Raw genomic sequence first — 10,817 nt, 5'->3', positions numbered from 1 at the left:
AGAACAACAGATATTACAGGATCAATAGATTTACAAGAAGGCGTAGAAATGTGTATGCCTGGAGATAATGCAACATTTACAGTAGAATTAATCCATCCAATAGCAATAGAAGAAGGATTAAGATTTGCAATCAGAGAAGGCGGAAGAACTGTTGGATCTGGAGTTGTTGCTCAAATAATCAAATAATAATATTAACAATAATAAAGAGGGCTTCAGTATACGGAGCCCTCTTTTGTTATTGTGTTCTCTTTTCTATAATGTAGAAATATTGTCTCTTTACTGATTTAATAAAATTTTATGGAATTTTGTACATATGTAAGATAATTATGTACAAAATTTTGTAATTTTTCTGTAGATCTTAATAAAATACAACATAATAAAACTCACTTTTAAATAGTGTGAATTTTATTATGTTGTATTTTATCCCATTATATTACTTAAACAGTGTAGCTTTGAAAGAAAATAGAAGAATTGGCACAGTAGTTGCTTATATAATAAGATAATTGCTTTAGGTAAATTGCAAACCTATTTCTGAAAAATGAAAAATCCCATTTTTCACTGGTTGTAGCGTTTTGCAAAAGCCTATTAAATCTTTTTATAGGGAGGTGTCTTTGAAGGTAGTTTATTTAAGTATTAACAATAATGAAAAGGTTTTACAGAGGTTGAAATTTTTAGCGAGTACTAGCTAAAAGTGAAAAAACGCAATAATATTAAATCAGGAGGAAAATTATGTTGGATTTTTTAAATAGTTTTGTTGGTTGGGCAAACAGCTATATCTGGGGTATTGGTATGCTCATACTTATTGGTGGTGCAGGTATTTACTTTACAATAAAATTAGGTTTTTTTCAATTTGTTCGTTTTAAAGATATGTGGAGCCGTATTATAGAAAAAGGAGACTCGGAGTCAGGTATATCCTCTTTTGCATCTTTCTGTACAACAATGGCTATGCGTATTGGTACAGGTAATGTAGCAGGCGTTGCTGTTGCAATTTATGCTGGTGGCCCTGGTGCATTATTTTGGATGATACTTATAGGTATGACTAACTCTGCAGTTTGCTTTTCTGAATGTACATTAGGCCAGTTGTATAAAATTCGTGTTGACGGTGAATACCGTGGCGGTGGTTCTTATTGTGCAGCTCGTGGACTTGGTTGGGGCGCATATGGTACATTTATGGCTGCAGTTATGTTTGTAGCTACTTCTGTATTTATGCCAGCAGCTGCTACATTCACAGTTTCTGATGCATTCCATCAAGCTACGGGTATTCCAATGGTTGTTATATCAGCTTGTATTGCAGTTTTACTACTTATAACAGTACTTGGTGGTATAAAACGTATTAGTTCTGTAGCCTCTTCAATAGTTCCATTTATGACAGTTGTCTATATGGGTATTACTCTTATAGTTTTAGTTTTAAATATTACAAGATTACCGGCAGTAATTTCTAGTGTTTTTTCCGCTGCATTTGGTTTAAACGCTATTTTTGGTGGAACAATTGGTACTGCTATTGCACAAGGTGTTAAAAGAGGTACTTTCTCATCTGCTTCAGGTATGGGTGAGGCTTCACCAACAGCTGCTGCTGTTGAAACTAGCCATCCTGTTAAGCAAGGTTTATCAAATGCTGCCGGCGTATGGTTAGATACAGTTGTCGTATGTACATGTTCAGGTCTTTTGATTCTTTTAACTGACACTTTCAATACAGCAGGCGGTTATAGTGGTAGTGGTATTGCTGAAGGTGTTACTGGTGGTATTGTATTCGTTCAAACTGCTGCTAGTACAGTTCTTGGTAATTTTGGTCATATCTTTATTGCATTTATGCTGTTATTATTCTCTTTTACATGCTTAATCAGCTACTATTATGAAGCAGAAACAGCAGCTATGTACCTGTTCCAAAAACCAGAACAACAAAAAACTCGTAAAATGATTACGAAAATTTTACAATTTGGTATGCCAGTTATAGTATTCTGCTGGGGTATCATTGAATCGGATACAGCTTGGAATCTTTCTGACTTTGCTCTTGGTGGAACTACATGGATTAATATGTTAGTCGTTATCTTATTGTTCCCAAAATGTGTTGCTTTGTACAAAGATTATGTTGAACAAATGGAAGCTGGCAAGGATCCTTACTATGATCCTGACAAACTTTCTTGGAAAGGTGTTGATGTTGAACTTTGGAAAGACATCAACGCTAAAAAAATACAGGCTAAATAATTCACTTTAACGATTAAAATATAGATTATTCAGAATCCTGTTTTTTACGTTTGAAAAAATATTAAACCTGCGAATTATTTAAAAATAAATTGCAGGTTTTTTATAATTAAGAAATTCTGAATTAATTGATGTTTGCTCAATTATTTGTCAATTGCATAAAAATATATTTATATTCTTCAAAGCATATGATATAATAACATGATTAACTTTGAACTTATGGTAGTTGTATTAAACAGATAGAAATTACTAAAAAAACGAGTATGCGTTAAATTTTCTAAAAATTATATCTATTGAATTAAGGTGTATTTCAACACTCTAATCATAGTATAGAAAAAATGTAACAGGAGATAAAAAATAAATATGGATTATAAGAATATTTTAAAATTAATATCAGAGAACATATATAGTGGAATATTTATTGTAGATAAAAATGGAATTGTTACTTTTTATAATCAATCGGCAAATGACCTAGCAGGAGTAAATGTTGAAAATGCTGTAGGTAAACATTTGTTAGAGATATTTCCTAAACTAACGGCAGAAACTAGTACAATAATGAGAGCATTATCAACAGGAGAATGTTTGAAAAATTATGTGCAAGATTATTTTAATTATAAAAGCAAGAAAACAACTATTCTTTCAACGACTATTCCTTTTTATGAAAATGGCCAAATAGAAGGAGCAATTGAAATATTTTCAGATGTTGATCAATATAAAAATATAAACCAGAGTAAATACAATAAAAAAGGTGAAAATAATATAATTGAAAAGGCTACATACACATTAAATGATATTGTGGGTAGTAGTAAAAATATTTCAGATGTTAAAAAGAAAGTAAAAAAAATTGCAGACAGTAAATCACCTGTTATAGTATATGGGGAAACTGGAACAGGCAAAGAATTAGTGGTGCAAAGTATACATAACGAAAGCAAAAGACATGATAAACCATTTGTAGCACAAAATTGTGCCGCTATTCCAGGGACACTTCTTGAAAGTATATTATTTGGTACAACTTTGGGGAGCTTCACTGGAGCCAGAGATTCAAAAGGTTTAATAGAATCAGCAGATGGTGGTACTTTATTTTTAGATGAAATTAATTCTATGGATATAACACTTCAAGCTAAATTATTGAGATTTCTTCAAGATGGATTTATAAGAAGAGTAGGAGAAAACAAAATAAGAAAAGTTGATGTAAGAATAATTGCTGCATTAAATGAAGATCCCCTTAAGTCGTTAGAAGAAGGAAAAATCAGAAAAGATTTATTTTACAGGTTAAATGTAATAGGTTTTAGTTTAATTCCACTAAGAGATAATAGAGATGATTTACTTGAACTTGCTAATTGCTTTTTAGATGAATTTAATAGAAACTTAGGAAAAAACATAAGAGGGTTTTCTAAAGATGTGTTAGAATTTTTTGAAAAATATGATTGGCCCGGAAATATTAGAGAATTACGTCATTCCATTGAACATGCAGTTAATTTAGCTGAAGGGAATATTATTGTTAAATCAGATATACCATACTTTGTTGAGCAACAAAGAAAAAAAGAGAACTTTATTAATAGATATATAACAAATGAAGAAATAGATGAACCACTTAATGAATTGTTAAGTCAATATGAAAAAAGAATTATATGTCAATCTTTATTAAAAAATGATTATAATATTTCTAAAACATCAAGGAAGCTAGATATACCAAGACAAACATTATATTATAAAATGGACAAATTAGGAATAAAGGTAGATAAAGGTATAGAGTAACTAATTAGGTGTATCAATTTATGAAAAGCTAAAAAATCAACATTATTAACTTGTATTGTAAAGTTAAAACAGAAAGATTGTTAACAAAAAGTAACAGTTGTTAAGAATTAGAAATATATTAAAAAAACACTTGATTTATGTTTATTTATGGTTTATTATTAACAAGCTTGCCACATGCGATGACGCAAAAGGTTGCTGATTTCAGGGAATTTTTGCAGAGTATGTCCTGTTTATAAAACGGGGCGACCGGTATTGCTTTTTAAAAAAAATAGAAACACCCGGATAGGTGTATCAAGCAATCCCGAGTTGTATGGATGACATACGAAAAAGGAGGTAGAAAAATGGCAAATGCACAAAAAATAAGAATAAGGTTAAAAGCTTATGATCATCAATTAATTGATCAATCTGCACAAAAAATAGTTGAAACGGCTAAAAGTACTGGCGCAACAGTTGCTGGACCGATTCCTCTTCCAACTGAAAAGCAGATCGTTACAATACTTAGAGCTGTTCACAAGTACAAAGACTCTAGAGAACAGTTTGAGCAAAGAACACATAAAAGATTAATTGACATAACTAACCCTACTCCAAAAACTGTAGACTCATTAATGAAACTTAATTTGCCTGCAGGGGTAGACATTGAAATCAAATTATAATAGCAAGTAGAGAAAAAAATATACACTCTGCTTAGAATGATTACTTATAAAAGTAATCCGCTGTAAGAAATTAGGAGGTGTAAAATGAAATCAATTTTAGGAAAAAAAGTTGGAATGACTCAAGTGTTCACAGAACAAGGTGAAGTTGTTCCGGTAACAGTTGTTGAATCAGGAGAAATAGTTGTGGTTCAAAAGAAGACTGTTGAAAAAGATGGATACGATGCGATTCAAGTTGGATTTGGAAAAGTAAAGCCTAAGAATGTTACTAAACCTATAAAGGGTCATTTTGAAAAAGCTAAATTAGAGCCTAAAAAGTTCTTAAGAGAATTCAAAGTAGATAACATTGATGACTATGAAATTGGTCAAAAAATTGGAGTTGAAGTTTTCCAAGCTGGTGATAAAGTAGACGTTATTGGTACATCAAAAGGTAAGGGATTTGCTGGTAGCATTAAAAGGCACGGTCATCATAGAGGACCTATGAGCCATGGTTCTAAATTTCACAGATTAAGAGGTTCTTTAGGAGCTTCCGCATACCCAGCAAAAGTAGTAAAAGGAACAAAAGCTCATGGACACATGGGACATGAAAGAGTAACAGTATTAAACCTTGAAGTAATAAAAGTTGATGTAGATAAAAATGCAATACTTTTAAAAGGTGCAATACCAGGACCTAAAAAAGGTTTAGTAAAAATAAGAGAAACAGTTAGATTTAATAAATAATTGTTGGGAAAGGAGGATTAAAGATGCCAAAAGTAGCTCTTTATGATATAACAGGTAGCCAAATAGGTGACATAGAGTTAAATGATGATATATTTGGAGTCAAAGTTAATACTCATGTAATGTATGAAGCTGTTAAAAATTATTTAGCTAATCAAAGACAAGGAACTCAATCAGCAAAGACTAGAGCAGAAGTAAGAGGTGGCGGAAGAAAACCTTGGAGACAAAAAGGTACAGGTAGAGCAAGACAAGGTAGTATTAGAGCGCCACAATGGAAAGGCGGCGGTGTTGTATTTGCACCAAAACCAAGAGATTACAGCTACTCAATTCCTAAGAAAGTTAAAAGATTGGCTCTTAAATCAGCATTAAGTTCAAAAGTTGAAGATTTAGAAATAATAGTTGTAGACCAATTAACATTGGAACAACCAAAAACAAAAGAAATGGTTAAGGTTTTAAAAAATCTTAATTCAGGAAAAAAAGCTTTAATAGTTATTCCTGAAAGAGATGAAGCTGTTGTTAGAGCATCAGCAAACATAGCAGGAGTTAAAACATCTTATGTTAATACAATTAATGTATATGATATTTTAAACTGTGACTCTTTAATATTAACTAAAGAAGCAGTTAATAAAGTGGAGGAGGTGTACGCATAATGCGCGATCCACATGATATAATAATTAGACCAATAGTAACTGAAAACAGTATGGATTTAATGGCAGATAAGAAATACACATTTGTTGTTGATAAAAGATCTAACAAAACTGAGATAAAAAATGCTGTGGAACAAGTATTTGGTGTAAAAGTAGAAAAAGTTAATACAATGAACATGCTCGGAAAGAAAAAGAGACAGGGCGTGCATATTGGTAAAAAAGCTGACTGGAAAAAAGCGATTATTACTTTAACAGAAGGTAGTAAAACAATAGAGTTTTTTGACGGTATTTAAAAAATTAGTAATATAAATTGAACAAAAGGAGGAAAATCTCATGGGTATTAGAAAATACAGACCAACCTCTCCGGCTTTGAGACAGATGACTGTATCAACATTTGAGGAAATTACTACTAACGAACCTGAGAAATCTCTATTAGCTCCATTAAGCAGTCAAGCAGGAAGAAATGCTTATGGCAGAATAACAGTACGTCATAGAGGCGGCGGAGAAAAGAGAAAATATAGAATTATAGATTTCAAAAGAAACAAAGATGGAATTCCCGGAAGAGTTGCAACTATTGAGTATGATCCAAATAGAAGTGCAAATATAGCACTTATAAATTATGTAGACGGTGAAAAAAAATATATTATAGCTCCTTATAAAATAAAAGTTGGAGATATGATAGTTTCAGGACCTGATGCAGATATCAAAATAGGAAATGCACTTCCTGTTAGAAATATCCCAGTAGGTACAATGATTCACAACATAGAGCTTAAACCTGGTAAAGGCGCTCAAATGGTAAGATCAGCAGGTAATGCTGCACAGCTTATGGCTAAAGAAGGCAAATATGCTCAAGTAAGACTTCCATCTGGTGAAGTAAGAATGATAAGCATGGATTGCAGAGCAACAATTGGTCAAGTAGGTAACTTAGATCATGAAAATATATCAATAGGTAAGGCTGGAAGAAAAAGACATATGGGTATTAGACCAACTGTAAGAGGTAGTGTAATGAACCCTAACGATCACCCTCATGGTGGTGGAGAAGGTAGGGCACCAGTAGGTAGACCTGCACCAGTAACTCCTTGGGGTAAACCAGCACTTGGTTATAAAACTCGTAAGAAAAAGAAAAAATCTGATAAGATGATAGTAAGAAGAAGAAATGGAAAATAGTAAAAACAGGTTTTGTGAAAGGAGGAAATAGTGAATGGGTAGATCATTAAAGAAAGGGCCTTATTGTGAGCCAAGTCTTCTGAAAAAAATCGTGGATATGAACGACGCTAATAATAAAAAGGTTTTAAAAACATGGTCGAGAAGATCAACAATATTCCCCGAAATGGTAGGTCACACACTAGCTATACATGATGGCAGAAAGCACGTTCCTGTATATATAACTGAAGATATGGTTGGACACAAACTCGGTGAATTTGCTCCGACAAGGACTTATAGAGGACATGATAAGACTGATAGATCTTCAAAAGTTAAATAAGAAGGGAGGCAAGCTTAAATGGAAGCTAAGGCAATTGCTAAATATATAAGAGTATCACCTAGAAAAATGAGATTCGTGTGTGATATGGTTAGAGGTAAAAATGTTGATGAGGCATTAACTATATTGAAATTTTACCCAAGCAAGGGAGCTAAAATTTTAGAAAAAGTAGTTAAGTCTGCAACAGCTAATGCTGAAAACAACTTCGATTTAGATAGAGACAAATTATATGTTTCTGAGGTATATGCTAATCAAGGGCCTACTCTTAAGAGATGGAGACCTAGAGCAAAAGGCTCTGCGTATAAAATATTAAAAAGAAGTAGTCACGTTGGTGCGGTTGTAAAAGAAAGAGAATAGTAAAACAGCAAAGGAGGTTAAAAATGGGTCAGAAAGTAAATCCTCATGGAATAAGAGTTGGAATTATTAAAGATTGGGACTCTAAATGGTATGCTGACAAAAAGAGTTTTGGTATAAACTTAACGGAAGACTATAAAATCCGTGAATATATAAAAGGAAGCTTATTTCAAGCAGGAATAGCAAAAATTGAAATTGAGAGATTCGCTAGTAGAGTTAAAGTAAGTGTATTCACAGCGAAGCCTGGTATGATCATCGGTAAAGGCGGTTCTGGAGTAGAACTGTTAAAGAACAGCATAGAAAAAATAACAGGAAAAACTGTAATAATAAATGTTGAGGAAATAAAAGTTCCAGAATTAAATGCTCAATTAGTTGCAGAAAATATTGCAAGTCAAATTGAAAAGCGTGTTTCTTTCAGAAGAGCAATGAAACAATCAATTCAAAGATCTATGAAAATGGGCGCAAAAGGAATAAAAACATCAGTATCAGGAAGATTGAATGGTGCTGATATGGCTAGAACAGAAGGATATAGTGAAGGTAAAATACCTCTACAAACACTAAGAGCAGACATTAGCTATGGCTTTGCAGAAGCAAATACTACATTTGGTAAAGTTGGAGTTAAAGTATGGATATGCAGAGGCGAGATATTAAGAAAATCAGGATCTTTATTATCCGATAACCAAGAACCAACAAAGGCTCCTGGAGATAGAGATAACAGAAGAAAAAGAAAACCTAATAACAATAATAACTTTAAAAGAGATAAAAAGTAATAAGTCCTGAAGGAAGGAGGAAGATTATTATGTTAATGCCTAAAAGAGTAAAACGCCGTAAGGTTCAAAGAGGAAGAATGACTGGTGTAGCTACTAGAGGAAATACTATAACTTATGGCGACTATGGGCTTCAAGCAACAGAACCTGCTTGGATAACATCAAATCAAATAGAAGCTGCCAGAAGAGCTATGACAAGATATATAAAAAGAGGCGGAAAAATTTGGATAAAAATATTCCCTGATAAACCAGTAACTAAAAAACCTGCCGAGACTCGTATGGGTAAAGGTAAAGGATCACCTGAATACTGGGTAGCAGTTGTAAAGCCGGGCAGAGTAATGTTCGAAATGTCAGGAATATCAGAGGAAGTAGCTAGAGAGGCTATGAGACTTGCCATGCATAAATTGCCTATTAAGTGCAAATTTGTTACCAAAGATCAGGCAGTAGAAAAGGATGGTGAAGCAAATGAAAGCTAAAGAATTGAGAGATAAATCAGTAAATGAACTGAATCAATCAGTTGTTGATTTGAAAACAGAGCTTTTCAATCTGAGATTTCAACTTGCTACTGGCGAGCTTGATAATCCCATGAGAATAAATAAAGTTAAAAAAGACATTGCGAGAGTTAAAACTATTCTTAGAGAACGAGAATTAAATATAAATGCGCAATAGTTTAAGAAAGGAGGATTATTTACTTTGGAAAGAGGCAACAGAAAAGTAAGAATTGGAAAAGTAGTTAGTGATAAAATGGATAAGACAATAGTAGTTGCTACTGAAAGTCTTGTAGCACATCCTCTTTATAAAAAACAAATCAAAATAACAAAGAAATTTAAAGTTCACGATGAAGAAAATCAATGTAAAATCGGTGACAAAGTTAAAATAATGGAAACAAGACCATTGTCAAAAGATAAAAGATGGAGATTGGTTGAAGTACTTGAGGAAGCTAAATAACCCTAAGACAATTGAAGGGAGGTTTTGAAAAATGATACAAACAGAGTCAAGGTTAAGAGTCGCTGATAATTCAGGTGCTAAAGAAGTACTTGTAATTAGAGTAATGGGCGGATCAAATCGTAAATATGGAAACATTGGCGATACAATTGTATGTGCGGTTAAATCTGCAACACCTGGAGGAGTTGTTAAGAAGGGTGATGTAGTAAAAGCTGTAATAGTAAGAACAAAAACTGGTGTAAGAAGAAATGATGGCACATATATCAAGTTTGATGAAAATGCTGCTGTAATTATAAAAGAAGATAAAACACCTGTAGGAACTCGTATATTTGGACCTATAACGAGAGAATTAAGAGATGGAAAGTTCATGAAAATAATCTCATTAGCACCGGAAGTACTTTAATAGGAGGTGTATAAGGATGCACGTTAAAAAAGGCGATAAAGTAGTAGTAACAGCTGGCAAAGATAATGGTAAGATTGGCAAGGTACTTACTAGCTTACCAAAACAAAATAGAGTTATTGTTGAAGGCATAAATATGGTTACTAAACATAAAAAAGCAAACCAACAAATGCAGCAAGCAGGTATCTTGCACCAAGAGAACTCTATAAATGTATCAAATGTTATGCTTTACTGTGATAAATGTAAAACAGGCGTAAGAACTGAAAAGAAAATATTAGATAGTGGAAAAAAAGTAAGAGCATGTAAGAAATGTGGAGAAATGTTTGAATAATGCAGGGAAGGAGGTACGAACTATATGGCTAGATTAAAAGAGACATATAAGGAAAAAGTAGTGCCCGCGTTAATGGAAAAGTTCCAATACGAAAGCATTATGCAGGCACCTAAAATAGAAAAAATAATTATTAACATGGGAGTTGGCGAAGCTAAAGAGAATCAAAAATTCCTAGACAATGCAGTTGAAGAGATGACATTAATTGCAGGTCAAAAACCTGTAGTTACAAAAGCAAGAAAATCAATATCTAACTTTAAATTAAGAGAAGGCATGGCAGTTGGTTGCAAAGTTACACTAAGAGGCGAACACATGTATGAATTCTTTGATAAATTAGTTAATGTTGCATTACCTAGAGTAAGAGACTTCAGAGGCGTATCAAAAACAGCTTTTGATGGTAGAGGAAACTACGCTTTAGGAATTAAGGAACAGTTGATTTTTCCAGAGATAAATTATGATAAAATAGATAAAATAAGAGGTATGGACATAATTGTAACAACAACAGCTAATACAGATGAAGAAGCACGTGAGCTTTTGAAATTATTGGGTATGCCTTTTAGTAAGTAAGG

The 10,817-nt window shown here is 32.9% G+C and carries 17 protein-coding genes; all 17 read left to right on the top strand.

Annotated elements, in window-relative coordinates; all coding sequences use genetic code 11:
- Positions 1 to 186 (top strand): EF-Tu C-terminal domain-related protein (locus J2Z76_RS15750; protein WP_483414544.1); only part of this gene is annotated, 186 nt, incomplete at its 5' end.
- Positions 187 to 729: 543 nt separating this feature from the next.
- Positions 730 to 2,205 (top strand): alanine/glycine:cation symporter family protein, encoded by a 1,476-nt coding sequence (locus J2Z76_RS15745; protein ID WP_209513018.1) that lies wholly within the window; start codon positions 730 to 732, stop codon positions 2,203 to 2,205.
- Positions 2,206 to 2,565: 360 nt separating this feature from the next.
- Entirely contained in the window at positions 2,566 to 3,960 is a 1,395-nt protein-coding gene (locus J2Z76_RS15740) for a sigma-54 interaction domain-containing protein (RefSeq protein ID WP_209513017.1), read from the top strand.
- A 341-nt stretch (positions 3,961 to 4,301) separates the two neighbouring features.
- Positions 4,302 to 4,613: a 30S ribosomal protein S10 gene (gene rpsJ, locus J2Z76_RS15735; RefSeq protein WP_209513016.1), complete on the top strand. Its 312-nt coding sequence runs from the start codon at positions 4,302 to 4,304 to the stop codon at positions 4,611 to 4,613.
- Between the two features lie 84 nt (positions 4,614 to 4,697).
- A complete protein-coding gene (gene rplC, locus J2Z76_RS15730) occupies positions 4,698 to 5,330 on the top strand; it encodes a 50S ribosomal protein L3 (RefSeq protein ID WP_209513015.1) in 633 nt (210 codons plus the stop codon).
- A 23-nt stretch (positions 5,331 to 5,353) separates the two neighbouring features.
- On the top strand, positions 5,354 to 5,977 hold the full coding sequence (gene rplD, locus J2Z76_RS15725; RefSeq protein ID WP_209513014.1) for a 50S ribosomal protein L4: 624 nt from the start codon (positions 5,354 to 5,356) through the stop codon (positions 5,975 to 5,977).
- Complete coding sequence (gene rplW, locus J2Z76_RS15720) at positions 5,977 to 6,267, top strand: 50S ribosomal protein L23 (protein ID WP_209513013.1); 291 nt, start codon at positions 5,977 to 5,979, stop codon at positions 6,265 to 6,267. The genes rplD and rplW overlap by 1 nt, the downstream gene beginning before the upstream one ends.
- 40 nt (positions 6,268 to 6,307) lie before the next feature.
- Positions 6,308 to 7,141 carry a 50S ribosomal protein L2 gene (gene rplB / locus J2Z76_RS15715; protein WP_209513012.1) on the top strand — a complete coding sequence of 278 codons (834 nt, stop codon included), beginning with the start codon at positions 6,308 to 6,310 and terminating at the stop codon, positions 7,139 to 7,141.
- Between the two features lie 34 nt (positions 7,142 to 7,175).
- Positions 7,176 to 7,457 carry a 30S ribosomal protein S19 gene (gene rpsS / locus J2Z76_RS15710; protein ID WP_209513011.1) on the top strand — a complete coding sequence of 94 codons (282 nt, stop codon included), beginning with the start codon at positions 7,176 to 7,178 and terminating at the stop codon, positions 7,455 to 7,457.
- Positions 7,458 to 7,475: 18 nt separating this feature from the next.
- Positions 7,476 to 7,811 (top strand): 50S ribosomal protein L22, encoded by a 336-nt coding sequence (rplV, locus tag J2Z76_RS15705; RefSeq protein ID WP_209513010.1) that lies wholly within the window; start codon positions 7,476 to 7,478, stop codon positions 7,809 to 7,811.
- Between the two features lie 23 nt (positions 7,812 to 7,834).
- Positions 7,835 to 8,578 (top strand): 30S ribosomal protein S3, encoded by a 744-nt coding sequence (gene rpsC, locus J2Z76_RS15700; protein ID WP_209513009.1) that lies wholly within the window; start codon positions 7,835 to 7,837, stop codon positions 8,576 to 8,578.
- 29 nt (positions 8,579 to 8,607) lie between these two features.
- The gene (gene rplP / locus J2Z76_RS15695; RefSeq protein ID WP_209513008.1) at positions 8,608 to 9,051 is read left to right on the top strand and encodes a 50S ribosomal protein L16; all 444 of its coding nucleotides are present in this window, start codon (positions 8,608 to 8,610) and stop codon (positions 9,049 to 9,051) included.
- Positions 9,041 to 9,244 carry a 50S ribosomal protein L29 gene (gene rpmC / locus J2Z76_RS15690; RefSeq protein WP_209513021.1) on the top strand — a complete coding sequence of 68 codons (204 nt, stop codon included), beginning with the start codon at positions 9,041 to 9,043 and terminating at the stop codon, positions 9,242 to 9,244. The genes rplP and rpmC overlap by 11 nt, the downstream gene beginning before the upstream one ends.
- A 24-nt stretch (positions 9,245 to 9,268) precedes the next feature.
- Positions 9,269 to 9,523, top strand: coding sequence for a 30S ribosomal protein S17 (gene rpsQ / locus J2Z76_RS15685; protein WP_209513007.1), 255 nt, complete (start codon positions 9,269 to 9,271; stop codon positions 9,521 to 9,523).
- A gap of 31 nt (positions 9,524 to 9,554) precedes the next feature.
- Positions 9,555 to 9,923 carry a 50S ribosomal protein L14 gene (gene rplN, locus J2Z76_RS15680; protein ID WP_209513006.1) on the top strand — a complete coding sequence of 123 codons (369 nt, stop codon included), beginning with the start codon at positions 9,555 to 9,557 and terminating at the stop codon, positions 9,921 to 9,923.
- A gap of 16 nt (positions 9,924 to 9,939) precedes the next feature.
- On the top strand, positions 9,940 to 10,251 hold the full coding sequence (gene rplX / locus J2Z76_RS15675) for a 50S ribosomal protein L24 (protein ID WP_209513005.1): 312 nt from the start codon (positions 9,940 to 9,942) through the stop codon (positions 10,249 to 10,251).
- Between the two features lie 24 nt (positions 10,252 to 10,275).
- Positions 10,276 to 10,815 (top strand): 50S ribosomal protein L5, encoded by a 540-nt coding sequence (gene rplE, locus J2Z76_RS15670; protein WP_209513004.1) that lies wholly within the window; start codon positions 10,276 to 10,278, stop codon positions 10,813 to 10,815.
- Positions 10,816 to 10,817: the final 2 nt, after the last annotated feature.

It is taken from the genome of Sedimentibacter acidaminivorans (assembly GCF_017873955.1).
GTDB lineage: Bacteria > Bacillota > Clostridia > Tissierellales > Sedimentibacteraceae > Sedimentibacter > Sedimentibacter acidaminivorans.
The sequence above is the reverse complement of the archived record's forward strand: the minus strand, read 5'-3'. Positions and strand labels throughout refer to the sequence as shown.

What these genes read in the sequence shown, in the direction of transcription:
- rpsC (WP_209513009.1), top strand. Translation starts at nt 7,835, where the DNA reads ATGGGTCAGAAAGTAAATCCTCATGGAATAAGAGTTGGAATTATTAAA.
- J2Z76_RS15745 (WP_209513018.1), top strand. Translation starts at nt 730, where the DNA reads ATGTTGGATTTTTTAAATAGTTTTGTTGGTTGGGCAAACAGCTATATC.
- rpmC (WP_209513021.1), top strand. Translation starts at nt 9,041, where the DNA reads ATGAAAGCTAAAGAATTGAGAGATAAATCAGTAAATGAACTGAATCAA.
- rplW (WP_209513013.1), top strand. Translation starts at nt 5,977, where the DNA reads ATGCGCGATCCACATGATATAATAATTAGACCAATAGTAACTGAAAAC.
- rpsJ (WP_209513016.1), top strand. Translation starts at nt 4,302, where the DNA reads ATGGCAAATGCACAAAAAATAAGAATAAGGTTAAAAGCTTATGATCAT.
- rplP (WP_209513008.1), top strand. Translation starts at nt 8,608, where the DNA reads ATGTTAATGCCTAAAAGAGTAAAACGCCGTAAGGTTCAAAGAGGAAGA.
- rplD (WP_209513014.1), top strand. Translation starts at nt 5,354, where the DNA reads ATGCCAAAAGTAGCTCTTTATGATATAACAGGTAGCCAAATAGGTGAC.
- rplC (WP_209513015.1), top strand. Translation starts at nt 4,698, where the DNA reads ATGAAATCAATTTTAGGAAAAAAAGTTGGAATGACTCAAGTGTTCACA.
- rpsS (WP_209513011.1), top strand. Translation starts at nt 7,176, where the DNA reads ATGGGTAGATCATTAAAGAAAGGGCCTTATTGTGAGCCAAGTCTTCTG.
- rplX (WP_209513005.1), top strand. Translation starts at nt 9,940, where the DNA reads ATGCACGTTAAAAAAGGCGATAAAGTAGTAGTAACAGCTGGCAAAGAT.
- rplN (WP_209513006.1), top strand. Translation starts at nt 9,555, where the DNA reads ATGATACAAACAGAGTCAAGGTTAAGAGTCGCTGATAATTCAGGTGCT.
- rplE (WP_209513004.1), top strand. Translation starts at nt 10,276, where the DNA reads ATGGCTAGATTAAAAGAGACATATAAGGAAAAAGTAGTGCCCGCGTTA.
- J2Z76_RS15740 (WP_209513017.1), top strand. Translation starts at nt 2,566, where the DNA reads ATGGATTATAAGAATATTTTAAAATTAATATCAGAGAACATATATAGT.
- rplB (WP_209513012.1), top strand. Translation starts at nt 6,308, where the DNA reads ATGGGTATTAGAAAATACAGACCAACCTCTCCGGCTTTGAGACAGATG.
- rplV (WP_209513010.1), top strand. Translation starts at nt 7,476, where the DNA reads ATGGAAGCTAAGGCAATTGCTAAATATATAAGAGTATCACCTAGAAAA.